Origin of the sequence: Streptomyces gottesmaniae, assembly GCF_031845845.1 — a bacterium.
GTDB lineage: Bacteria > Actinomycetota > Actinomycetes > Streptomycetales > Streptomycetaceae > Streptomyces > Streptomyces akebiae.
This window is the reverse complement of the sequence record NZ_JAVRFJ010000052.1, coordinates 41179-64400: the sequence shown is the minus strand read 5'-3', so window position 1 is coordinate 64400 and position 23222 is coordinate 41179. Positions and strand designations below refer to the sequence as shown.

The window sequence follows — 23222 nt, the reverse complement described above, 5'->3', positions numbered from 1 at the left end:
TGCTCCTTCCTGGTCTTCGTCGGGGCTGGCGACCGGCCGTCAGGTGACGGCTGGGAGGGCGGTGAGCCGCTGCCAGCAGGTGGTGAACACCCCTGCCCAGGGCCAGGTCCGCGCGATCCGCAGCCAGCGGCGGCGGGCGTGGTCGGCGAGGTGTGCGGGCAGGTGGTAAGGGCGGAAGCGCATGGTGTCCGGCTCTGCGTCGGCCAGGTCGTCGATGTCGTGCAGAGCCAGCAGCCGCAGCCATGCGTCGAGATCGGCGGCGATGTTCGCAGCGAGCATCCAGCCGCGGTTGACCTCCCAGGAGGCGGAGGGCAAATTGTCCACTCAGTGCGCCAGCACTCGGCGCTCTCGTATCTCCGATTGAAGGCGCCCGGCACCGTGCCAAGCTCGGGGCATGGTCATCGCCCGTTCCGCCGCCCTCTTCCTGCTCGCCGCGCTGTTCGAGATCGGTGGGGCCTGGCTGGTGTGGCAGGGGGTGCGGGAGCAGCGGGGGTGGGTGTGGGTCGGGGCCGGGGTCGTGGCGTTGGGGGCGTACGGGTTCGTCGCCACGTTTCAGCCGGACGCGCACTTCGGGCGGATCCTCGCCGCGTACGGCGGGGTCTTCGTCGCCGGGTCGATCGCCTGGGGGATGGTCGCGGACGGCTACCGGCCCGACCGCTGGGACGTGACGGGCGCGCTGATCTGCCTCGCGGGCATGGCGGTGATCATGTATGCGCCGCGAGGCGGGTGACCGGGGTCGCCGTTGTGGCGGCGGACAGCGGCTGCCGCGTTACGACGGCTGTGCCAACTCCTCCGGCAGCAGGCCGAGCTGGTTCATGAAGTCCAGCTGGTCGAAGTAGAGCCGGTAGCTGGTGATCTGGCCGTCGCGGACGGTGGCGAAGTCCACGCCGCGCATCCTGACGGACTTCTGGGTCGCGGGCAGGGACGTCCCGTCGGGGAGGGCCAGCGGGCCGGTGTTCGTGCCGGTGAAGATGCCCTCGTCGATGGCCGTGTCGCCGACCTCGAACGAGGCGAGCGACTCGTACCTGGCCTCCGGCATGGCGTCCGTCATCTGGCGCCAGTACTCGGCGATGGCGTCCCGGCCGTGGATCTCTCCGCCGTCGGGGGTGTGCGCGACCGCGTCCTCCGCGAAGAGGTTCGCGACGGTCTTGGGGTCCTGATGTGTGGTGAGCGCCTCGGTGAGCTGGTCCATCAGCTCGCGCGCCTGTCCCATGATCCACCTCCTGCACAGGGGATCACCCGTCTCATTGTCTCACCGCCCGCCTATCCTGGCCGGGCGGGAATCGTTCGATCACCGGGCGGTTCCCTGCCCGGTCCCGGCCGGTCCCGTTCGATTCGTACCGCCTCAGGAGCAGCTCATGGCCACCGCCGTACCGTCCGCCGCCTCCCGCATCGCCGTCGTCACGGGTGCGAGCAGTGGGATCGGCGCCGCCACGGCCCGGCAGCTCGCCGCGGCGGGGTACCGCGTCGTGCTGACCGCGCGCCGCAAGGACCGTATCGAGGCGCTCGCCGAGGAGATCAACGGCGGCGGCGGGCAGGCCACGGCGTACCCCCTGGACGTCACGGACCGCGCGGCGGTCGACGAGTTCGCGACCGCGTTCAAGACGATCGGCGTGCTGGTCAACAACGCGGGCGGCGCGCTCGGCGCCGATCCGGTCGCGACCGGCGACCCGGCGGACTGGCGCACGATGTACGAGACGAACGTCATCGGCACGCTCCACATCACCCAGGCCCTGCTGCCCGCGCTGACCGCGAGCGGTGACGGCACGGTGGTCGTGGTGTCGTCGACGGCCGGGCACGGGACGTACGAGGGCGGCGCGGGCTATGTCGCCGCCAAGCACGGCGCGCACGTCCTCGCCGAGACGCTGCGGCTGGAGATCGTGGGCACGCCGGTGCGGATCATCGAGGTCGCGCCCGGCATGGTGAAGACGGACGAGTTCGCCCTGACCCGCTTCGGCGGCGACGCGGACAAGGCGGCGCGCGTCTACCAGGGCGTCGCGGAGCCCCTGACCGCCGACGACGTCGCCGACACGATCACCTGGGCGGTCACCCGGCCCAGCCATGTCAACGTCGACCTGCTCGTCCTGCGCCCCCGTGCCCAGGCCTCCAACACCAAGGTCCACCGGGAGCTGTGATGGCCTCCGAGGGCGAGTCGACTCCCGAGAAGCGCCGGCTCGCCGAGGAGAAGAGGAACGAGCGGTATGTGTGGTGGTACCTCGCGTACTTCCTCTTCGGCATCCACATCGTGGCCTTCGTGATGATCTACGCGGTCACGCACGCGAAGTAGCAGATCATGTGGCCCTTCAGGCCGGGGACACCGCTTCCGCGTACGCCGTCGGCGGCATCCCCCACCGTCGCCGTGAAGTCGCGGACGAGGTGGGCCTGGTCGGCGTAGCCGAGGTCGGCGGCGAGGGCGGCCCAGTCGGTCGTCCGGTCGGTCTCGGCGCGTTCCAGGGCCTCGTGGATGCGGTAGCGGAGGATGACCCACTTGGGGCCGACGCCCACGTACGCGGAGAACAGGCGCTGCAGGAGCCGTACGGACAGGCCCTCGGCGCGGGCGAAATCGGTGACCCGGCGATCGTGCGGTCGGTGCGGACGCGGTCGACGAGTGCCATGGCGAGGTCGGCCTGGGGGTCGGGGCGGGGGCCGAGCCCCGTCAGGAAGGCGTCGAGGGCGGCGACGCGGGCGTCCTCGTCGTCGAGGGCCAGGATCGCGGCCGGGTCCGGGGCGGTGTCGGTGTCCGGGAACGCCTCGGGCTGTCGTACGCGGCGGCCGGTCCAGTGGGTGGCGGGGTGGGCCGGGGCGAAGGGGCGGAAGCCGCCGGGGCGGAACTGGATGCCGCAGACCCGGCCCCTGCCCTCCAGTTTCTGGGTGAAGAGGCCGGTGCCGATGCCGGAGATCTCGGCGAAGGGCTCCTGTCTCTCGTACCGCTGGAAGACGACGTTCACCGACGGGTGCGGGACGACCTGGGAGACGTACGGCTCGGGCAGGTCCCAGTCGATCAGCCAGTGTGCTCCAGATACGGGCGCAGCGGTTCGGCGGGTTCGCGGCGGCGGAAGCGGACCCGGGCGAAGAGCTCCGGGGCGTCGACGATGCCTCGGGTGTCACGGCGTGGGGCGGCCATGGGGCGATCGTAGGGACTGCCACTGGCACCGGCCCCCCGAGACCGCCACAGACACCGGCCCCGCAGACCGTCGCTCGCAGCGGAGGAATAGTGGAGAGGGGGCCCTCGTTCATGGGTATAGTTGAATCGTAAACAACCTGGAGAGGGTGGCAGCGATGATGCAGTTCGGGATCTTCAGCGTCGGTGATGTGACGCCGGACCCCACCACGGGCCGGACGCCGACCGAGCGCGAGCGCATCAAGGCGATGGTCGAGATCGCGCTGAAGGCGGAGGAGGTCGGCCTCGACGTCTTCGCCACCGGTGAGCACCACAACCCGCCGTTCGTGCCGTCGTCGCCGACCACGATGCTCGGCTATGTCGCCGCGCGCACCGAGAAGCTGATCCTCTCCACCTCCACGACCCTCATCACCACCAACGACCCGGTGAAGATCGCCGAGGACTTCGCGATGCTCCAGCACCTGGCCGACGGGCGGGTGGACCTGATGATGGGGCGCGGGAACACCGGCCCGGTCTACCCGTGGTTCGGGCAGGACATCCGGCAGGGCATCAACCTCGCCATCGAGAACTACGCGCTGCTGCGCCGACTGTGGCGCGAGGACGTCGTCACCTGGGAGGGCAAGTTCCGCACGCCGCTGCAGGGCTTCACCTCCACGCCGCGCCCGCTGGACGGCGTACCGCCGTTCGTCTGGCACGGCTCCATCCGCTCGCCCGAGATCGCCGAGCAGGCCGCGTACTACGGTGACGGCTTCTTCCACAACAACATCTTCTGGCCGGCCGACCACACCAAGCGCATGGTCGAGCTGTACCGGCAGCGCTACGCCCACTACGGGCACGGCACGCCCGAACAGGCGATCGTCGGCCTCGGCGGCCACATCTTCATGCGGAAGAACTCGCAGGACGCGGTACGGGAGTTCCGGCCGTACTTCGACGTCGCGCCGGTCTACGGCAACGGGCCCTCCCTGGAGGACTTCGCCGACCAGACGCCGCTCACCGTGGGCTCGCCGCAGCAGGTGATCGAGAAGACGCTGGCGTTCCGCGAGTACGCCGGGGACTACCAGCGGCAGCTGTTCCTCCTCGACCACGCGGGGCTGCCGCTGAAGACCGTCCTCGAACAGCTCGACATGCTCGGCGAGGAGGTCGTGCCGGTGCTGCGCGAGGAGTTCGCGAAGGGGCGCCCGGCGGACGTGCCGGACGCGCCGACCCACGGGTCGCTGCTGGCGGCGGAGCAGAAGCACGCCGAGCAGAAGGACGCGGAGAAGAAGGACGCGGAGAAGAAGGACGCGGAGAAGAAGGAGAGTGTGTCGTGAAGCTCGTCGTCGTCTCGGCGGGGCTGAGTGTGCCCTCGTCCACGCGGCTGTTGGGCGACCGGCTCGCCGCCGCCGTGGTCGCTCAGGACGCCTCGGTCGAGGTGCAGGTGGTCGAACTGCGGGACCTCGCGGTGGAGATCGCGCACAACTTCACGAACGGGTTCCCGGGTCGGCAGCTCGCCGCCGCGTCGGACACGGTGGCGGGGGCCGACGGGCTCGTGGTGGTGACGCCGGTGTTCTCCGCGTCGTACAGCGGGTTGTTCAAGTCCTTCTTCGACGTGCTGGACCGGGACGCGCTGGCCGGGAAGCCGGTGCTGATCGCCGCGACCGGCGGGTCGGCTCGGCACTCGCTGGTGCTGGAGCACGCGATGCGGCCGCTGTTCGCGTATCTGCGGGCCGTCGTGGTGCCCACGGGGGTGTACGCCGCGTCGGAGGACTGGGGCGCGGAGGGGCTGGCCGGGCGGATCGACCGGGCGGCGGCGGAGTTGGCCGGGTTGATGGCTGGGCTGTCCCGGCGGGTGGCGCCGCCGTTCGAGTCCGCGCCCGAGTCCGAGTCCGAGACCGAGGGGTTCGTTGTCGTGCCCTTCGAGGAGCAGTTGGCGGCGCTACGGGGCTGAGATGCGCCGTGGGGGCGCGGTGGGATTCAGGCCGCGGGTTGTTTGTGGTTGCTCGCGCAGTTCCCCGCGCCCCTGAAAGATCCGGTGACCCTTGTCCAAGCGCGCACCCGGCGGCGCAGCCAGCCCCTCGCCCTCGTCGATTCCCGTTCCCACGTGCGCTGGAGCCTCGTTTCGCGTAGTTCTGCGAAGAGGTGTTCGTACTTGGTGACGGCTGGGCCCGGGTCGTAGCGGTGGGCGCTCGCGAGGGCGGCTCGACCCATGGCGCGGCGCAGGGAGGGGTCCGCGGTGAGGTCCAGGAGGGCATCCGCCAGGGCGTGCGGGTCGTCGACCGGGACGAGGCGGCCGTCGACGCCGTCGGTGATGATCTCGGCGGGGCCCAGCGGGCAGTCGGTGCTGACGACGGGGACCCCGCAGCGCATGGCCTCGACGAGGGTCATGCCGAAGGACTCGGCGTCGGAGGCGCTGACGACGATGGAGGCCCGCGCGAACTCCTCCTCGATGGGGGTGTGCGGGCCCATCAGATGCGCCCGGTCGGTGAGGCCGAGGTCCTGGACGAGGGTCTCCAGGCGCCCCTGCTGCTTGCCGCCGCCGTAGATGCGCAGCTGCCAGTCGGGTTCCTTCGCGGCGACCTTCGCGAACGCCTCCAGGAGCAGGTCGAAGCGTTTGCCTCGGGCGAGGCGGCCGGCTGCCGCGATCACGGGGGCCGAGCAGTCCGACGGGGCGACCCCGGCCTCCGGGACGATGTTGGGCACCGGCATCACCCGTACGCCCGGCAGTTTCATCCGTGCGCGGTACACCGCCGCGTCGGCCGCCGTGGTCGTGACGACCGCGTCCAGCGTGCGGTAGTGGCGGGCGAGGACCTTGCGGAGTTGCTTGGAGTGGGCGTCGTGGCGCAGGTGTTCCTGGGCGATGCGCAGGGCGCGGCGGGGTGCGAAGCGGGCGACGTAGACGTTGATGCCGGGGCGGGTGCCGATGACGACGTCCGCGCCGCAGCGGGCCAGATAGGAGCGGACCCGCAGGTCGGTGAGACGGCTGTACTGGCGGTGCCGCTTGTCCTCGGCCGGGAAGTCCGTCGCGGGCTGCGCCTGGGCCGGATCGCGCAGGTCGGGGCTGTACGGGCGGATGTCCACCAGGGGGACGAGCCGGACCCTCGGGTCGACCGTGAAGCGGGGTTCGTCCAGGTGGCGGGCCATCGAGGCGATCTCGACGTCGTGGTGGTCCGCGAGCGCCGACGCCAGGTTCAGCGTCGTACGGACGGTGCCGCCGATGGCGTACGCGTTGTGCAGCAGGAACACGATCTTCATGCGGCGGCTCAAGGCTTACCTTCCCGACGGGGTGAGCGATGCGGTGACGCAGTTGTACGGAGGTGGAGTTGTTGTCCGGCGATGTGCGTGGTGGTGATGGTTTGGCTGGTTCGGACCCTTTGTACTCCATCTCCCTCACTCTGCCCGGGTTCCCGTGCGGACAGGTGTCACACGGACACGCTGCTCCGGAGGAGTAAGCCCGGCGCGCGGTCGGGGTGAGAGGCCGGTAAGAAGGGCGGTCCGGCGCTTCCGGCGAGGTGGTGGGCGCCCGTGACCTTGGCAGACTGGTGGGGTGCCCCAGAACGTGCTGCTCGCCGAGGACGACCGTGCCATCCGCCATGCCCTGGAACGCGCGCTGACCCTGGAGGGGTACGAGGTCACGGCGGTCGCCGACGGCGTCGAGGCGCTCGCCCAGGCCCACCGCAACCGGCCCGACGTGCTCGTGCTCGACGTGATGATGCCCGGCATAGACGGCCTCCAGGTCTGCCGGGTGCTGCGCGCGGAGGGAGACAGGACGCCGATCCTGATGCTCACCGCGCTCGTGGAGACCGCCGACCGGATCGCCGGGCTCGACGCCGGAGCGGACGACTACGTCGTCAAACCGTTCGACGTGGAAGAGGTGTTCGCGCGGCTGCGGGCGCTGCTGCGGCGGACGGGCGGTTCGGACGGGTTCGCGGCGCCGCCCCAGTCGCCGGCCGCCGCGTCCTCGGCCGGCCCCGCGACCCCGGCCGGCTCCGCGGCCCCGGACACCGGCGGGCTCCTCACGGCCGCCGGGCTGCGCATGGACGTGCAGGCGCGGCGGGCGTGGCGCGGGGCACGGGAACTGGAGCTGACCCGGACCGAGTTCGACCTGCTCGAACTGCTCGTCCGCAACGCCGGCATCGTCCTCGACCACGCGACCATCTACGACCGGATCTGGGGCTACGACTTCGGCCCCGGCTCCAAGAACCTCGCCGTCTACGTCGGTTATCTGCGCCGCAAGCTCGACGAGCCCGGGGCGCCGGCGCTGATCCACACCGTGCGTGGTGTGGGGTACGCGCTGCGGGAAGACTGAGGGCGGCGCGCGATGCCGCCGCCCCGTGGCGTCCGGGCCCTGCCCCGGCTGCTCTCGCGACTGAGGCCGGTGCCCTCGCTGCGGGCCACGTTCACCGTGTCGTTCGTGGCGGTGGCGTGTGTCGTCACCGTCCTCGTCGGGATCCTCAGCTACAGCGCGGCGGCGCGGCTGGTGCGGGTCGACGAGCAGACCGTCTTCGCCGAAGTCGTCCGTGATCTGCGGGAGTTGGTGGAGCAGGATCCGCTGACGCCGGAGGACTTCGCACCGAGCGACAGCGGCGGCCCGCGCGACGACCTGATCCGCTCCGGCCGTACGGACGTCCAGGTGCTCGGCCCGAACGGGGAGATCCTCGACGAGGGCGCCCCCGGCCTGCCCGTGCGCGACGCCGACCGCCGTACGGCCGACGCGGTCCTCGCGGGGGTGATGGTGGAGCACGGCGAGGTCGAGGTCGGCGACGACCGCTACCGGGTGGTGACCGTCGCGCTCGGCGGTGGCCGGGGTGCCGTGCAGGTCGCGCAGGAGTTCAGCGACACGGAGGACCTGCTGCGGGAACTGCAGCAGCGGACCCTGCTGTTCGTCTCCGGTGTCGTCATCTCGTCCGGGTTGTTCGGCTGGTGGCTGGCGCGGCGGCAGACCCGGCGGCTGGTGCAGTTGGCGGGGGCGGCGGAGGACGTGGCCCGGACCGGGCATCTGGGTATCCAGGTGCCGGTCGCGGGCCGGGACGAGGTGGGGCGGCTCGGCCGTTCGTTCGACCGCATGCTGGTCCGGCTGGCCCAGTCGGAGGAGGACCAGCGGCGGCTGGTGCAGGACGCGGGCCATGAGCTGCGCACCCCGCTCACCTCCCTCCGGACGAACATCTCCCTGCTCCGGCGCATCGACGAGCTGCCGCCCCGGATGCGGGCGGAGCTGGTCGACGACCTCTCCCAGGAGGCCCTCGAACTGACCGACCTGGTCAACGAGTTGGTCGACCTCGCGGCCGGGCAGTCGAGCACCGAGCCGGTGCAGCGGGTGCAGCTGGCCGACCTCGCGGAGGACGTCGCCGGGACCGCGCGGCGGCGTACCGGGCGCGAGGTCGTCGTCCGGGTGGCCGGGGACACGACCGTCGAGGGGCGGGCCGGGGCGCTCCAGCGGGCGGTCTCCAACCTGGTGGAGAACGCGGCCAAGTTCGACCGCGGCGGCACGGGGGCGATCGAGGTCGTGGTCGCCCGCGGGTCGGCGGGGTCCCTCGGCGAGCTGGGCGGACTGGGCGAGCTGGGAGACCACGGCGACCTCGGCGGACTCGCCGGTCCGGGCGAACCCGGCGACGACTCCGACGTCGTCCGCGTCGAGGTCCTCGACCGGGGTCCCGGCGTCCCCGACTGCGACCTCGAACGGATCTTCGACCGCTTCTACCGGGCCCCCGACGCCCGCAGCCTCCCCGGTTCGGGCCTCGGCCTCTCGATCGTCCGAGCCGTGGCATCCGCACACGGCGGTGCCCCGTTCGCGTTCCGGCGGGAGGGCGGGGGGTTGGTGACCGGGTTCACGGTGCGGGGGGCCGCCGGCGGCGAGGGGGACTGACGGGGGCGACCGGGCGAGGGGGCGGCTGGGCAGGGCGGCGATCGGGCTGTCGGTCCGGTGGGGCCGGGCATGGCCCAGGCGTGGGTGGCTCAGCCCTGTGGGCCGGATCGTCGGCTCCTCGCTCATCGGGCAGCGGGACCACGGCCTCGACTGCTTCCAGCCGCGTCCCGCGCCCCGCGCACGGCTCCGGCGAGAACTCGGTCAGCGCCCGCGACAGGCTGCTGCTCTTCCGGCGCCACGAACCGCGCCGCCGAGCGCAACGGGCTTTCCGTAGCGTCCTACCCCGGGTGAACGGCTCGAACTCATCGGCCAGGCACGGGAGTCGGCCACGGCCGACGGGTCGTGACGGCGTGCGCCGCGCGCCGGCGCCGGCTGCTCAGGCGGCGGGGTGGGTCGCTCCCGCGCTCCAGCGGCCGAGTACCGGCTCGGTGAGGGTGCGGGCCGTCCAGCACAGGGTCTGGCCGTGGCGTGCGAAGAGTTCGTCGCGGTCGTCGAAGTGGCCGAGGTCGGCGACGACCCGGGCGGAGAGGTCGCAGGCGGTGCCGGGTCCGGTGCCGGCCTCGGCGCCGCAGGCGTCCCACCGGACGCCCGTACGGGCCACCGCGTCGAAGAGGGTCTCGCCGCCCTTGTTGGCGAAGCCGACGCTGCCGTCGGCGGAGGCGGGTGCGGCGGCGGAGGCGTCGAAGAGTTCGCCGATGGGGACCCAGGCGCCGCTGATCCTGAACTCCGGCCAGGCCAGCAGGACCTGCTCCGGCACGAACGGCTTCAGCCGGGGGAACCGCGGATACCAGAAGGTCCCGTCCACCAGCAGCCCGCGTACCCGCGTCCGAACCCGGACGGCCCGCGCGACCGCCTCCAGCGCCGCCATCCGCTGACTGCACGAGCCCCGCCCGAGCCGCAGCGTCCGCGACACCCGCCGACCGTCCTCCACCGAGTACACCGGGCGCACGTTCCGGGCGATGATCCGGTGCGCGGCCCGCAGCGCGTCACGCGGTGTCGCCTCGCTCAGCACCCGGCGCGCGACCGCTCCGACCCGCGGATCGTCGTGGTCCAGGATCTCCGTGGCCCGCGTGGAGCCGATCACGTCCGCGGGCTCCCGCACCGCCACCGCGGCCCTTTTCGCCTGCGCGTCGTAGGACATGAGCAACCGACTGGTCATGACAGTTCCGTCCCCGTACCCGTTGTGTTCGCGCCCCCGGGGGAGCGCCGCCCGTCCCCTGCGGGCGCCCTCGCGCCCATCATCACACGACCCGCCGATCGGCTCGCGAACCACTCAGGGTGAGGGTCGGGCCGGGGGTACCGGGCCCTCGGCGACGCGCTTTCGTAGTACTTCCACCGTCCCCATTGCGGCGGTGTGAACGTGCCGACTACGGTCATTCCTGCGCTCACGGAGAGTGCTCAAGCAATCACTCATATGTACTGTCAGTTGAAAGCGCACCCCGGGCCGTCGACACCCGAGGAGGAGCCGCAGACGCGGTAGGGACGCGAGCAATCCCTTCTCGTCACAATGGAGTTGATCACCCATGACCGAAACTGCCCGCGATCTCCGCGCCCCGATCCCCAGCACCACTCCCTGGCCCTCGCCTGCGGCGACGACGTACACCCTGTTCTGTCCGCCCCTCGACACCTCCCCGCTCATCGCCCGCGACTTCGTCGCCACCGTTCTGCGCGCCCTCGGCCTCGACACCCTCGTCGACGCGGCCGCCCTGTGCACGTCCGAGCTGGTCACGAACGCCTGTGTGCACGCCAAAGGTGGAGGATCGGTTCTCTGGCTGGCGGTGGAGACCTGGCGCGTCAGAGTGATCGTCTTCGACGGCGACGAGAACCCGCCGGTCATGAGGGAGTTGACCCCGGGCGGCTGGGAGGAGGGCGGGCGCGGCCTCTACCTCGTGGACGCCCTCACCGAGGGCCACTGGGGCACCGCCGCCGCCCTCCCGAACGGCGGCAACCTCGTCCACCCCGACGGCAAGGCGGTCTGGTTCGACCTGGCGGCGCCGGGCTAGGGGCGCCTCGGCCGGCCGTAAACCGTTTGGGTCCGGTGGCTTCCGCGTATGACATGGCGGGGGACAGAGGTTCGAACGAGGCGAGCGGGACGGTGGGTTCATGCGGAGCAGGGCCGGGTTTGTCGCGGATGTGTACGGACTCGGGGGCGGGGCCTGGGAGATGGCGCCCGTCGCGCGGGGGGCCCTGGGGCAGATCTGGCGGCTCTCGGCCGGGGGCGGTGCGGCCTGGGCGGTCAAGGAGCTGCTGTTCGGGTGCGACGAGGGGCAGGTGGCGCGGGAGGCCGCGTTACGGAACGCGGCGGAGGGGCTGGGCATCGCGGCGCCCCGGTTCCTCCCGGACCGGGACGGGGCGTACGTGACACGGCTCCCGGAGTGGATGGGCGGGTCGTACGTGAAGCTCTACGACTGGGTCGACGGGAGCGAGGCGGATCCCGGCGATCCGGAGAACCTCGCCTGGTGCGGGCGGACACTGGCGCTGCTGCACCGGGCCGGCGAGGGGACGAAGGAGACGCCGAACGACTGGTACGAGCGGTGCCCCGGGGAAGAGGACTGGGCCGAGTTGTGCGAGAGGGCTCGGCGGGCCGGGGTGCCGTGGGCGGACGCGCTGGAGGGGTTCGCGGCCACGGAGGCGGTGCGACTGGCGCGGCACGTCACTCCGTCCGGGGGCGAGGACACCGTGACCTCCCACCTCGACATGCGGCCGCAGAACGTGCTGGTGGGCCCGTCCGGTCCCGCTCTGCTCGACTGGGACAACGCCGGACCCGTCTCGGCGGCACGTGAACTCGCCCGTGCCGCCTACGTGTGGGCCGGTGGCAACGACTTTCGCGCCGACTCCGCCCGGCAGCTGGTGCGCGGCTACCTGGACGCCGGAGGGCCCGCGGTCGTCGAGGGGGTGGAGTCCTTCTCCCTGCTCTTCGCGACGGATCTGAACTATCTGCGGGTGCAGGCCGAATCCGCGGTCGATCCGCAGCTGACCCCGGCACAGCGGGAGTTCGCGAGCGGACAGGTCGTCGGCCTGCTGGGGAACCTGCCGGACCCGGCCGCCGTCGCCCGACTGGCGCGGGCCCTCGCTCCCGAGCGGTGAGAACTCGGGAGCCGGAAGGGAGCCGTAAGGGGGCGTCAGGAGGGCGCTTCAGGTGCGGTCGATGTGGACGTTCGTGGACTTCACCCGGGCCGTGGCCTCCATGCCGACCTCCAGGCCCAGCTCCTCCACGGCCTCCCGGGTGAGCAGGGAGACCAGGCGGTGCGGGCCCGCCTGGATCTCGACCTGGGCCGCCACGTCACCGAGTTTCACGGCGGTGACGATGCCGGCGAAGGCGTTGCGCGCCGACGTGTACGGGACGTCGGCCTCGTCGGCGGCGTCCCGGGCCAGCCGCACGGAGAAGGCCGCGAGGTCCTTCCCGTCGATGAGCCGGCGCCCGCTCTCGTCGCGCCGCGTCGGCACCCGGCCCGCGTCCGCCCAGCGCCGCGCGGTGTCGGGGCTGACCCCGAGCAGCCGCGCGGCCTGCCCGATCGTGTAGGACTGCATGGGCGCCAAGATATGCGGGTCGGCGCGAATACGCCTCAGCGCGCCCCGGCACCGCCCGCCACCCGTGCCGTACGCCGCCGGCCCGCGCGGCCGAGGAACACCGCCCCCACGGCCATCAGCAGCCCGACCGCCGCCGCGCCGCCCCCGATCGCCACCAGATCCGTCTCCAGCTCGGGGTGCTTGGTCTTCGAGGTGCCGTCCGGCGCGGCGAGGTGCTCCTCGCCCTTGTACGCCACCGGTTCGGTCCGGTCCGCCGGCGGCTTCCCCGAGGCCTCGATCGCGGCGGGCGCGTCGATGACGCCGTACCCGTCCAGCGGGCTGTGGCCCTGAGCGGCGTGCCCGGCGGTCGTGGTCAGGATCGTCCGGACCTGCGCCGGGGTCAGCTTGTCGTTGCGGGAGAGCATCAGGGCGACGACACCGGAGGCCAGAGCCGTGGCGGGTGAGGTGCCGTCGATCGTCGCGTAGCCACCGGAGTTGCTCGCGCTCATGATGTCGACGCCGGGTGCCGCGACCGCGTTGTACGTCCGCACGGTGGAGAAGGCGGCCCGGGTCCCGTCCTGCTGGAGCGCGGCGACCGCGATCACGCCGGGGTAACCCGCCGGGTACTGGGCGTCGTTGAAGAGGTCGCCGCTGTTGCCCGCCGAGGCGAGGACCGGCACGCCCGCCAGGGCGGCGCGCCCCAGGGCGTCGGTCACGTCCTCGTCGTAACTGTTGCCGAGGAGCTGGTCCCCGATGGACATGGAGATCACGTCGGCGTCGTGCTCGATCGCGTAGTTGATTCCCTGAGCGACCGGGTCGCCGCCCTCGCTGTACCCCGGCTCCCCGCTGCCGTCGGTCACGCGGAGCGAAAGGATCTTCGCCTTCGGGGCGACCTTGAGGACGTCCGAGGCCATCGCCGTGCCGTGCCGGCCTTCGTTGTCCGCCTCCTCGGAGTCCGAACCCTCCCCGATGTAGTCGGGGCCGGTCGTCACCCTGCCCTTGAGCGCGGGGTGGTCGGCCTCCACCCCGGTGTCGAGGACCGCGACGGTGATGCCCTCGCCCTGCGCGAGTCGCTGCGCCGCGTCCAGCTTCAGCGCCTGGTGCTCCCACGACCGCGGGATCGTCTCGGCCGCGCTCGCCGAACCCATGGTCGCCGTGGCGAGCAGCAGCGCCGCCGTGGCGGTGATGACACCGGTCCGCCGTATGGTCGTGCCGCTCATGAGGTCTCCAGCAACAGGTCACCGAGGTGGTGGCTGACGTCTTCGCACAGGGCCTTCGCCGCGCCGCGCCACGGGGCGCGGTCGTCGCCCGCGTCCCAGGTGTGGCTGCCGTACTCGCCCGGCAGACGGCCCGCCTCGCGACCGTCGACCGCGCCGGTGGAGGCCACGACGACGTACGGCAGCGACGAGTCCGGAACGGCGATCCCCGCCCCGCCGTTGCCGCGGGCGTCGCTCCACTTCGCCGCGATCGTGCCGGGCACGGTGAACGCCTTCACCCCGACCTCGGGATCGAGCTTGTCCTCGTCCTTCTCGAAGAACGCGGTCATCTCCGACTTCGCGGACTCCCCGGCGGGCAGCACGATCAGCGCGACCGTGCCGATGGTGTTCCCCGTCGGGTCCACGTACGTGGCGCGCAGCACCGCCTCGCAGTCGAGCTTCGCGACGGCGGCGGAGGTGACCTTGTTCAGGCCCTTCGCGCAGTCGGTGTCCTCGGATATGCCGATGCGGTGCCAGGTGGCCCGGGAGCCGTCCGGCTTCGTGGTCGTCGCGCTCAGCCGGGGGGCCAGGGCGTCGGGGAAGAGCTTGTCCGCCGGCTCGTTCCGCCACATGGTCGGGCCGTAGCCGTCACGGTTGGGAATGTCCTGGCTCGCGTTGGAGTACGCGTGCCCGACCAGCAGGCCGCCGCCCAGCATGCCGAGCAGCCCGAAGAACCCGAGGGCGCCGGCGAGACACCCGCGGGCGGCGCCGCCCTTGGCCGGGGGAGGGGTCCGGACCGGGGTGGGGTGGGGTGACCGGCCCGGATGCCGCGGTGTCTGTCCTGGGTACTGCGGTGCCGGTGCCTGGCCTGCGTGGGGTGCCTGTGGCGGCTGCTGCTGTGGCCAGGCGCCCTGCTGGGGCGGGTGGCCGTACGGTGGGGCCGGCTGCCCGTAGGGGCCGGGCGGTTGTCCGTGGCCTCCGGCAGGGCCGGGTTGCCGGGGCGGTGTCGGATAGGACATGGCCCCTCTCCTCGTCGTCGGTGTCATCGGAAGGACGCGCGACGCACGGAGGAGTGGGCGGAGCCGACGCCACGAAAACGGCAACGCGGAGCGAACACGACAACGCCCGGCGATGACGCCGAAGTTGCACCCGCACATGCCCCCGTACATGCGAACGCCGATCATATAGAGCCACGGTGACGGATGGTCGACCGCGTCGTGGAAGTGGCGCGGTCGGTCGGCGCGGGAGGAGCGACGGGGGCCGGCGGCAGGGGCGGGCGGCGGCCGTGAACCGCCCCGACACCGGTCCTCACCGCAGCGCGGTCATGAACTTCCCCAACCTGGCGATCCCCTCGCGCAGTTCGTCCGACGAGGCCGCGTAGGAGAGCCGGACGTGGGTGTCGGCGGTGTGCGTGCCGAAGTCCCGGCCGGGCGTCAGGGCCACGTGCGCCTCCCGCAGGGCCCGTTCGCAGAACTGCCAGGAGGTGAGGCCGGTGCCGCTGACGTCGAAGTAGACGTAGAACGCCCCGTCGGGCGGCACCGGAACCGGGAGCCCGATCCGCGCCAGCCCGTCCAGGACGAGCGCGCGGCGTTCGCCGAACTCCACCCGGCGCGCCTCGCAGACGGCGAGGGACTCGGGGGTGAAGCAGGCGAGGGCGGCGTGCTGGGCCGGGGCCGAGGCGCAGAGGAAGTAGTTCTGGGCGAGGCGCTCCAGGGCCGGTACGAGGGACTCGGGGACGACGCACCAGCCGAGCCGCCAGCCGGTCATCCCGAAGTACTTGGAGAAGCTGTTGATCACGACGGCTCCGGGGTCGTACGACAGGGCGCTGCGCGGCGGCCGGCCCCGCTCGTCGTGATCGCCGAGGTCGAGGTAGATCTCGTCGACGAGGCGCCACGCGTCCCGCTCCCGGGCCAGGTCGCAGAGGGCGGCGAGCTCGTCGGCCGGGACGGAGGTGCCGGTCGGATTGGACGGGGTGGCGACCATGAGCCCGCGCGTACGGTCCGTCCAGTGCGCCCGCACCGCCGCCGCGTCCAGCTGGAACCGGCTCCCGGCGGTGGTGGGCACGAGCGTGACGTCGGCGCCGAAGCTCTCCATGATCTGCCGGTTGCACGGGTAGGAGGGGTCGCCGATGAGCACCTCGTCACCGGGGTCGACGAGCGCGGCGGTGGCCAGCACGAGCGCGGCCGAGGCGCCGGCCGTGACGACGACCCGGCCCGGGTCGACCTCGACGCCGTGCCGGTCGCCGTAGAAGCCGGCGATGGCCTCCCGCAGGGCGGGCAGTCCGAGCGCCGCCGTGTACGTCATCGGCCGCCCGTCCATCACCTCCCGCATCGCCTCCGCTACGGCCGGGGGCGCGCCGAAGTCCGGTTCCCCGAGGCTGAGTTTGACGACGTCATGACCCTGGGCGGTCAGCGCGGCGGCCTGCTTGGCGAACTCCATGGCGTAGAAGGGGGCGACGGCCCGGGCCCGCCGCGAGACACGCACGCCGCCGCTGCCCCCGGCACCGGCGACCGGGCTGTCCGTACCGTCCGTACCACTGGTACCGCTCATGCCGCCCGCGCCGCGCACGTCGTTCACATCGCTCATGCCACTCATGCCACTCATGCTGCGGCCCGGAGGGGGCTCGGGGCCAGCCGTGACCGGGGTGCGGACGGTACCGCGCCCCGGCCGGTGGTCGCCGCTACGCCGTGAGCGTGCCCGCGACCAGCCCCGCCGCCCTGGCCACCAGTGGGTTGTCCGTGGGGCCCGCGGGGTCGTACTTCGTCGACAGGACGGACAGGACGAGGGGCGGGCGGCCGGGCGGCCAGACGACGCCGACGTCGTTGGCGACCCCGTACGCCGCCCCGCCGCCGGTCTTGTCCGCGAGGGTCCAGTCGGCGGGCAGGCCCGCCCGGAACCGCTGGACGTTGGTCGAGTTGGCGATCAGCCAGTCGGTCAGGAGCTCCCGGTCCGCGTCCCGCAGGGCCCGGCCGAGGAGGAGCCGCGCGTAGGTCCCGCCGATCGCCCGAGGGGTGGTGGTGTCCGTCGTCCGCCACGGCTCCGCCGTGTTCAGCTCGGGCTCCCAGCGGTCGAGGCGGGTCGTCCGGTCACCCAGCGAGCGGCAGAAGCGGGTGATCGCGGTGGGCCCGCCCAGCTCGCGCAGCAGCAGGTTCCCCGCGCCGTTGTCGCTGTGCGAGACCGTGGCGGAGCACAGCTCCCCGACCGTCATGCCGGCCTCGACGTTCGCGGCCGTGCCCGTGATCGGGCTGTAGCCCGCGGCCTCGGCGTACTCCTTCGTGTAGTGGATCCGCTTCGCGAGGTACTCGCCGTCGCGGTCGAGGTCCCGTAACACCGCCCCCGCGGCGAGCGTCTTGAACACCGAGCAGAGAGGGAACCGCTCGTCCGCCCGGTACGCCACCGTGCGTCCGGTGGCGGTGTCGCGGGCGAAGACGCCCAGCCGCGCGGAGTACTCCCGCTCCAGCTCGCCCAGTTGCCGCGAGAGCCCCGCGCCGGTGGCGGTCGAGGCGTACGCCGTCCCCGGACCGACCGTGCCGACTGCGCCCAGCCCCGCCAGCACGCCGAGGCCGAGCACCGCGCGCCGACGAGGGCGGGGATGTGGATGGTGCGTACCCGTGGTTGCCAAGATCGTCTCCATACCGGTCGTGGTGATCTTCCTTCGAGGGGAAGGACGCCACGGCCGGCACACCGGTTTCTCACGGCGCCCAGTGGGCCGGGGAGCACGCCGACGGGTCCGTCGGCGTCCGGCGCGTCATCGGTGTCCCGGAGCGGGACGGCGTGCCGGTGCCCTCCTGTCCGGCCTGGCTGCGGGAGCACCAGGCGGAGGTCAGGGAATCCGAGGACGACCCCTCCGGCACATGACGAGGGCGGGGTCGCGAGAACCCCGCCCGGACCTCGTGGGAGGTCAGCTCACGGCCAGACCAGGCAGTACGGCTGATGTCCCGCCTCGTGCAACCGATGGCTGAAGTCCTGCCACTCGTGCAGCAGTTGGTACACGTTGAACGCGTCGCGGGGGCCGCCGCGGTCCGGGACCGTCGACCAGATGAAGGCGGCCGCGCCGACCGCCTCCTCGCCGATGCCGCGCAGCGGGTCGACGACGGTCATCGGGAGCTTCACGACCGCGTAGTCGGGGTGCAGGACGACCAGTTCGAGCGGGGGCACCTTGTGCAGGGGGACGCCTTCGATGCCGGTCAGCACCATCGCGGCCATCGTCTCCGGCTTGATCTTGGTGAACATGCCGTTCATGCCGAGCTCGTCGCCGCCGAGTTCCTCGGGGCGCATCGAGATCGGGACGCGGGCCGCGGTCGCGCCGTCGGGCGCGCCGAAGTATTTGTACGTCACCCCCACCCGACCACCATTCCCGCTCCCCGCCCGGAGCCGGTTGACCACGTGGTCCAGGCCGTCCACCCGGTCCGTGCGGTCCGCGCTCTCGATGCGGTCCGTACGGTCCTTGCGGTCAGCGCGGCTCCTGCGTTCCGCGCGCGTCCTGCGATCCACCAGGTCAGGCCGGTCCATCCGGTCCGTCTGATCCATTCCGTCCACACGATTGACACGATCCACATGATCGGCACGATCCATACGGTCCATACCGTCCATACGGCTGAGCCGCCCGATCCGCTCAGCGCCACCGCTCTGGATCCTGTCGGAGCCACTGGGCGGGATCCGGTCGGAACCGCTCTCGGACCGGTCGGATCCACTCTCGGGGCGGTCGGGGCCACCGGCGGACCGGTCGGAACCGGCCGGAATCCGCCCGCTCCCCGCGCCGGGCAGACCACTGCCCGCCTCGGCCTCGGTCTCGGCTCCGGTCCGGCCCATACCGGTCTGCGAACGGTCGGTGTCGCCCTGCGCACCGCGTCGACGACGCGAGCGGGGCGGAGCCTCCTGCCGCTGGTCCCTCGCACCGCGTGAGTCGAGAGGATCGAGCGAGCCGTGTGGGTCGTGTGTGCCATGTGCACCCTGCGGACCGTACACGCCCGGCTGTCCCTGCGGTGCGTACGGGGGCTGTGACCCCGGCGACCCCGCGGGGGGCGGCGGTACCGACGGAAGGGGCGGCACGGGCGGCGTCGGCGGTCCCGCCGGACGGGCCGGCGGCGCACCCTGCGGACCCGGCCCCGGCGACGACGGCTGCGGGCCCGGCCCGGCCGCCCCGCTCACCTCGCCCGGCGCGCTCCGGTCGGTCGATCCGCCCCGCTCCTGCCGTGTCTCCGCGGCCTCCTCCGCCTCGCGCCGGTGCCTGCCCCGCCGGGCACGACGAGGACCGAGGTCACCGGTCCCCTCGCCCAGTCCGCCACCGCGATGCATATCTCCACCCGAACGCATTTCTGGGCCGCGTGACCCCCGCCGCGCAACCCGATCATCGTGTCAGTGACCTCCCCCGCGACCGCTCGCCGAAACGTGCGCGCAAACACCAGTCGGCGGGATCTTCGGAGCCTCTGACACCATGGCCTGTGTGAGCTATCCGTACGAAGCCCCAGTTTCGCAGACTCTTTTCGACCGCGCGGCGGCCGTCACGCCCGGCGGCGTGAACTCTCCCGTGCGCGCCTTCCGTGCCGTGGGCGGTACGCCCCGGTTCATGGTGTCCGGTACCGGTCCGTATCTGACGGACGCCGACGGCCGCGAGTATGTAGATCTTGTGTGTTCGTGGGGTCCCATGATCCTCGGGCACTCCCGTCCCGAGGTCATCGCCGCCGTCCAGGACGCCGTCTCGCGCGGAACGTCCTTCGGTACGCCCGGCGAGGGCGAGGTCGCGCTCGCCGAGGAGATGGTGGACCGGGTCGGGCCGCTGGAGCAGGTGCGGCTGGTGTCCAGCGGGACCGAGGCCACCATGTCGGCGATCCGGCTCGCCCGTGGTTTCACCGGCCGCGCCAAGGTCGTGAAGTTCGCCGGGTGTTATCACGGTCACGTCGACTCACTGCTCGCCGCCGCCGGGTCCGGTGTCGCCACCTTCGCGCTCCCCGACACCCCGGGCGTCACCGGAGCCCAGGCCGGCGACACCATCGTGCTCCCCTACAACGACCTCGACGCCGTACGCGCCGCCTTCGCCGCCCACCCCGGCGAGATCGCGTGCGTCATCACCGAGGCCTCCCCGGGCAACATGGGCGTCGTCCCGCCGCTGCCGGGCTTCAACCAGGGACTCAAGGACGTCTGCGCGGAGAACGGCGCGCTGTACGTCTCCGACGAGGTGATGACCGGGTTCCGGACCAGCCGGGCCGGGTGGTTCGGGATCGACGGGGTCGTCCCGGACCTGATGACCTTCGGCAAGGTGATGGGCGGCGGCTTCCCCGCCGCGGCCTTCGGTGGGCGCGCCGACGTGATGGCGTACCTCGCGCCCGCCGGGCCCGTCTACCAGGCCGGCACGCTCTCCGGGAACCCGGTCGCGACGGCCGCCGGGCTCGCGCAGCTGCGACTGCTGGACGAGGCGGCGTACGACGTCGTCGACGCCGTGTCCCGGCAGATCCAGGGGCTCGTCAGCGACGCGCTCAGCAAGGAGGGCGTCGCGCACACGCTGCAGAACGCCTCCAACATGTTCTCCGTGTTCTTCACGGAGACGCCCGTGCGGAACTACGAGGAGGCCAAGGCGCAGGAGTCGTACCGCTTCAACGCCTTCTTCCACTCGATGCTGTCGCAGGGCGTCTACTTGCCGCCGTCGTCGTTCGAGTCGTGGTTCGTGTCGACCGCGCACGACGAGCGGGCGGTTCAGCGGATCGCCGACGCCCTTCCGGCGGCGGCACGGGCAGCAGCGGAGGCTTCGGCAGCATGAGTGACATCACGGTCGTCCACCTGATGCGGCACGGCGAGGTCGCCAACCCGGACGGGATCCTGTACGGGCGCCTGCACGGGTACCACCTCTCCGACCTCGGACGGCGCATGGCCGACCGGGTCGCCGAGCACCTGGCGCCCCGGGGCATCACGCACGTCGTCGCCTCCCCGCTGGAGCGGGCGCAGGAGACGGCGGCGCCGATCGCCAAGGCGCACGGGCTCGACCTCGCCACCGACGCGCGGCTCATCGAGGCGGACAACGTCTTCCAGGGCAAGACCTTCGGGGTCGGCGACGGCGCGCTGAAGCGGCCGGAGAACTGGAAGCACCTGGTCAACCCCTTCAAGCCGTCGTGGGGCGAGCCGTACATCGACCAGGTCGTGCGGATGATGGGGGCGCTCGACGCGGCGAAGGACGCGGCGCGCGGGCACGAGGCCGTGCTGGTCTCGCACCAGCTGCCGATCTGGATCGTGCGGTCGTACGTCGAGAAGCGGCGGCTGTGGCACGATCCGCGCCGGCGGCAGTGCACCCTCGCGTCCCTGACCACGTTCACGTACCAGGGCGACAGGATCGTTTCCGTCGGCTACAGCGAGCCGGCGCGGGACCTCGTGCCGCCGCATCTGCTGGCGGGCGCCAAGCCGGTCAAGGGCAAGGACAAGGCCTTCGGGGCGTGAACGTCCCGCAGGACGACCGGACTTGACGCGATGGGGGAGCCGCGTGCCCGTTGTGGCTGGTCGCGCAGCTCCCCGCGCCCCTGAACGGCATCCGACTTTCTTCGAGATCAACAGGAACCGCCGCCTCCTCTCACCCCTCTCAAACGGTGTGCTTCACGTGAACGGTGCGTGAGCTGACCAAGGGGGACGTAATGCGCGAACTGTCGCGAAGGGGAGTGCTGGGGCTCGGCGCGGGAGCGGCCGCCGGGCTGGGGCTGACCGGGTGCGGTACGGGCCTCGGGGGCAGGCCGAGCGAGGCCGGCGGGGCCGGTGGTGGCGGCAAGGGCTCGGGGCGGAAGAAGCAGGGGACGACGGCGAAGCCGCTGGGCGACGGGTCGACCTCGTACACGGGGAAGCAGCCGAACCAGCCGGGCCGGCCGCGGCCGCTGGCGCCCGGCGAGACGCCCCCGCAGTTCGTGGTCTTCTCCTGGGACGGGGCCGGAGACGTCGGGAACGGGCTCTTCGAGCGGTTCCTGAAGGCCGGGCGGGACCACGACGCCCATATGACGTTCTTCCTCTCCGGGATCTATCTCCTCCCCGAGTCGAAGAAGCGCGCGTACCTGCCGCCGAACAACGCGCCCGGCGCCTCCGACATCGGTTACCTGACGGACGAGCACATCAAGTCGACGCTGGGACACCTGCGCACGGCCTGGCTCGACGGGCACGAGATAGGCACCCACTTCAACGGCCATTTCTGCGGCGGCAGCGGCTCGGTCGGCACCTGGACGCCCAAGCAGTGGCGCAGCGAGATCGACCAGGCGAAGTCCTTCGTCAAGGAGTGGCGGACCAACAGCGGCTGGACGGACGTCGAGCCCCTGCCGTTCGACTACGACAAGGAGCTGGTCGGCGGGCGCACGCCGTGTCTGCTCGGGCAGGAGAACCTGCTGCCCACCGCGCGCGAGCTGGGCTGGCGCTACGACTCCTCCTCGCCCGGCGGCCTCCAGGTCTGGCCGAAGAAGAAGCAGGGGCTGTGGGACCTTCCCCTGCAGTCCGTGCCGTTCCCCGGGCGGAGCTTCGAGGTGCTCTCCATGGACTACAACATCATGTACAACCAGTCCCAGAACTCCACCCAGGCCCCGCCCGCCAACTACCCGGCCTACCGCACCCAGGCGACCGGCGCGTACGTCGCCGGGTTCCAGCGGGCGTACGAGACGAACCGGGCGCCGCTGTTCATAGGGAACCACTTCGAGGAGTGGAACGGCGGGGTCTACATGGACGCCGTCGAGAACGCCCTCAAGCACATCGCGCGGGCCAAGGAGAAGGCCGAGGACGGGGAGATACGGATCGTCTCGTTCCGGCAGTTCGTGGACTGGATGGACGTGCAGACGCCGGACGTCCTGGCCAAGCTCCAGACCCTCGGCGTGGGGCAGCGGCCGACGGGCGGGTGGAAGGAGTTCCTGGGGGCCGGGTCAGCCGCCTGACCTGCGGACAAGAGGGCCGTCGACCCCGCCGTAAGACCCCGAAACGGGCATGCGAAACTTTTCACATGAGTGTCCGTACGAGCCGCAGTCGTGCCGCTTTGCTCTCCGCCGGGGCCGCCGCCCTGGCGCTGACGCTGTCCGCCTGTGCGGGCGGAGGCATCGAGGGCGGTGGCGGTCAGACCGGGTTCATCACCGGCTCCGACGGGATCGCCACGGTGCAGCAGGGGGACCGGGACACCGCCCCCGACCTCTCCGGGAAGACCATCGACGGCGAGCAGCTGGACCTCTCCGACTTCAAGGGCAAGATCATCGTCCTGAACGTGTGGGGTTCCTGGTGCGCGCCGTGCCGTGCCGAGGCGCCCAACCTGGCGAAGGTCTCCGAGGACCTCGCCGACCAGGGCGTGCAGTTCGTCGGCATCAACACCCGCGACACCAGCACCCGGCCCGCGGTCGCCTTCGAGGAGCAGTACAAGGTCGAGTACCCGAGCCTGTACGACCCCACGGGCAAGCTGCTGCTGCGCTTCGAGAAGGGCTCGCTCAACCCGCAGCTGATCCCCTCCACCCTGGTCATCGACCGGGAGGGGAAGCTCGCGGCCCGCACACAGCAGGCGCTGAGCGAGGAGAAGCTGCGCAAGATGCTCAAGCCGATCCTCGCGGAGAAGTGA

Annotated in this window: 23 protein-coding genes and 1 pseudogene; 13 read left to right on the top strand and 11 right to left on the bottom strand. The window is 72.1% G+C overall.

The genetic code is table 11. The features are described 5' to 3' along the window. Nucleotides 1-39: 39 nt before the first annotated feature. Nucleotides 40-324, bottom strand: coding sequence for a transposase (locus RM704_RS39965; protein ID WP_033532745.1), 285 nt, complete (start codon nucleotides 322-324; stop codon nucleotides 40-42). 70 nt (nucleotides 325-394) lie between these two features. On the opposite strand from RM704_RS39965, the gene RM704_RS39960 reads away from it, so the two are divergent. Beyond that, nucleotides 395-730: a YnfA family protein gene (locus RM704_RS39960; RefSeq protein WP_033532746.1), complete on the top strand. Its 336-nt coding sequence runs from the start codon at nucleotides 395-397 to the stop codon at nucleotides 728-730. A gap of 39 nt (nucleotides 731-769) precedes the next feature. Here RM704_RS39960 and RM704_RS39955 read toward each other — a convergent pair whose 3' ends face one another. Beyond that, a complete protein-coding gene (locus RM704_RS39955) occupies nucleotides 770-1213 on the bottom strand; it encodes an ester cyclase (protein WP_033532747.1) in 444 nt (147 codons plus the stop codon). Nucleotides 1214-1358: 145 nt separating this feature from the next. On the opposite strand from RM704_RS39955, the gene RM704_RS39950 reads away from it, so the two are divergent. Together RM704_RS39950 and RM704_RS39945 are read left to right on the top strand one after the other, a co-directional pair. Further along, nucleotides 1359-2135 (top strand): SDR family NAD(P)-dependent oxidoreductase, encoded by a 777-nt coding sequence (locus tag RM704_RS39950; RefSeq protein WP_033532748.1) that lies wholly within the window; start codon nucleotides 1359-1361, stop codon nucleotides 2133-2135. Then, nucleotides 2135-2287, top strand: a complete 153-nt coding sequence (locus tag RM704_RS39945; protein ID WP_192829893.1) for a hypothetical protein — start codon at nucleotides 2135-2137, stop codon at nucleotides 2285-2287. The genes RM704_RS39950 and RM704_RS39945 overlap by 1 nt, the downstream gene beginning before the upstream one ends. 16 nt (nucleotides 2288-2303) lie before the next feature. Here RM704_RS39945 and RM704_RS39940 read toward each other — a convergent pair. Next, nucleotides 2304-3124: pseudogene (locus RM704_RS39940) on the bottom strand (DUF6597 domain-containing transcriptional factor). A gap of 158 nt (nucleotides 3125-3282) precedes the next feature. Between RM704_RS39940 and RM704_RS39935 the strand changes: the two are divergent. Next, nucleotides 3283-4431 (top strand): LLM class flavin-dependent oxidoreductase, encoded by a 1149-nt coding sequence (locus RM704_RS39935; protein WP_033532803.1) that lies wholly within the window; start codon nucleotides 3283-3285, stop codon nucleotides 4429-4431. Then, nucleotides 4428-5048: an FMN reductase gene (locus tag RM704_RS39930; protein WP_033532749.1), complete on the top strand. Its 621-nt coding sequence runs from the start codon at nucleotides 4428-4430 to the stop codon at nucleotides 5046-5048. The genes RM704_RS39935 and RM704_RS39930 overlap by 4 nt, the downstream gene beginning before the upstream one ends. Before the next feature lie 26 nt (nucleotides 5049-5074). Here RM704_RS39930 and RM704_RS39925 read toward each other — a convergent pair whose 3' ends face one another. After that, nucleotides 5075-6352, bottom strand: coding sequence for a glycosyltransferase family 4 protein (locus RM704_RS39925; RefSeq protein ID WP_052146623.1), 1278 nt, complete (start codon nucleotides 6350-6352; stop codon nucleotides 5075-5077). Between the two features lie 292 nt (nucleotides 6353-6644). Between RM704_RS39925 and RM704_RS39920 the strand changes: the two genes are divergently transcribed. After that, nucleotides 6645-7406 carry a response regulator transcription factor gene (locus RM704_RS39920; protein ID WP_033532750.1) on the top strand — a complete coding sequence of 254 codons (762 nt, stop codon included), beginning with the start codon at nucleotides 6645-6647 and terminating at the stop codon, nucleotides 7404-7406. 12 nt (nucleotides 7407-7418) lie between these two features. Further along, entirely contained in the window at nucleotides 7419-8963 is a 1545-nt protein-coding gene (locus tag RM704_RS39915; RefSeq protein WP_033532751.1) for a HAMP domain-containing sensor histidine kinase, read from the top strand. Nucleotides 8964-9339: 376 nt separating this feature from the next. On the opposite strand, the gene RM704_RS39910 is transcribed toward RM704_RS39915, so the two are convergent. Beyond that, a complete protein-coding gene (locus tag RM704_RS39910) occupies nucleotides 9340-10122 on the bottom strand; it encodes a transglutaminase domain-containing protein (RefSeq protein ID WP_033532752.1) in 783 nt (260 codons plus the stop codon). Between the two features lie 364 nt (nucleotides 10123-10486). Here RM704_RS39910 and RM704_RS39905 point away from each other — a divergent pair, with 364 nt between their 5' ends. Then, on the top strand, nucleotides 10487-10966 hold the full coding sequence (locus RM704_RS39905; protein ID WP_033532753.1) for an ATP-binding protein: 480 nt from the start codon (nucleotides 10487-10489) through the stop codon (nucleotides 10964-10966). Nucleotides 10967-11066: 100 nt separating this feature from the next. Next, nucleotides 11067-12050 carry a phosphotransferase enzyme family protein gene (locus tag RM704_RS39900; protein ID WP_033532754.1) on the top strand — a complete coding sequence of 328 codons (984 nt, stop codon included), beginning with the start codon at nucleotides 11067-11069 and terminating at the stop codon, nucleotides 12048-12050. 48 nt (nucleotides 12051-12098) lie between these two features. On the opposite strand, the gene RM704_RS39895 is transcribed toward RM704_RS39900, so the two are convergent. The 6 genes from RM704_RS39895 to RM704_RS39870 form a co-directional block, all read right to left on the bottom strand. Further along, nucleotides 12099-12494: a TOBE domain-containing protein gene (locus RM704_RS39895; protein ID WP_033532755.1), complete on the bottom strand. Its 396-nt coding sequence runs from the start codon at nucleotides 12492-12494 to the stop codon at nucleotides 12099-12101. A gap of 35 nt (nucleotides 12495-12529) precedes the next feature. Then, nucleotides 12530-13693, bottom strand: coding sequence for a S8 family peptidase (locus tag RM704_RS39890; protein ID WP_033532756.1), 1164 nt, complete (start codon nucleotides 13691-13693; stop codon nucleotides 12530-12532). Continuing rightward, on the bottom strand, nucleotides 13690-14688 hold the full coding sequence (locus RM704_RS39885; RefSeq protein WP_311592753.1) for a hypothetical protein: 999 nt from the start codon (nucleotides 14686-14688) through the stop codon (nucleotides 13690-13692). Before RM704_RS39885 ends, RM704_RS39890 begins: the two co-directional genes overlap by 4 nt. 289 nt (nucleotides 14689-14977) lie before the next feature. Beyond that, nucleotides 14978-16153 carry a pyridoxal phosphate-dependent aminotransferase gene (locus tag RM704_RS39880; RefSeq protein WP_192829898.1) on the bottom strand — a complete coding sequence of 392 codons (1176 nt, stop codon included), beginning with the start codon at nucleotides 16151-16153 and terminating at the stop codon, nucleotides 14978-14980. A gap of 196 nt (nucleotides 16154-16349) precedes the next feature. Next, a complete protein-coding gene (bla, locus tag RM704_RS39875) occupies nucleotides 16350-17240 on the bottom strand; it encodes a class A beta-lactamase (protein WP_033532805.1) in 891 nt (296 codons plus the stop codon). Nucleotides 17241-17575: 335 nt separating this feature from the next. After that, the gene (locus tag RM704_RS39870; RefSeq protein ID WP_003974483.1) at nucleotides 17576-18013 is read right to left on the bottom strand and encodes a hypothetical protein; all 438 of its coding nucleotides are present in this window, start codon (nucleotides 18011-18013) and stop codon (nucleotides 17576-17578) included. Nucleotides 18014-19106: 1093 nt separating this feature from the next. Between RM704_RS39870 and hemL the strand changes: the two genes are divergently transcribed. The 4 genes from hemL to RM704_RS39850 all read left to right on the top strand — a co-directional run bounded on the left by hemL (nucleotide 19107) and on the right by RM704_RS39850 (nucleotide 23222). After that, nucleotides 19107-20426, top strand: coding sequence for a glutamate-1-semialdehyde 2,1-aminomutase (hemL, locus tag RM704_RS39865; RefSeq protein WP_033532759.1), 1320 nt, complete (start codon nucleotides 19107-19109; stop codon nucleotides 20424-20426). Next, nucleotides 20423-21097, top strand: coding sequence for a histidine phosphatase family protein (locus RM704_RS39860; protein ID WP_033532760.1), 675 nt, complete (start codon nucleotides 20423-20425; stop codon nucleotides 21095-21097). The genes hemL and RM704_RS39860 overlap by 4 nt, the downstream gene beginning before the upstream one ends. A 191-nt stretch (nucleotides 21098-21288) precedes the next feature. Then, nucleotides 21289-22557 (top strand): polysaccharide deacetylase family protein, encoded by a 1269-nt coding sequence (locus RM704_RS39855; protein ID WP_107072485.1) that lies wholly within the window; start codon nucleotides 21289-21291, stop codon nucleotides 22555-22557. 65 nt (nucleotides 22558-22622) lie between these two features. Beyond that, complete coding sequence (locus RM704_RS39850; protein WP_033532762.1) at nucleotides 22623-23222, top strand: TlpA family protein disulfide reductase; 600 nt, start codon at nucleotides 22623-22625, stop codon at nucleotides 23220-23222.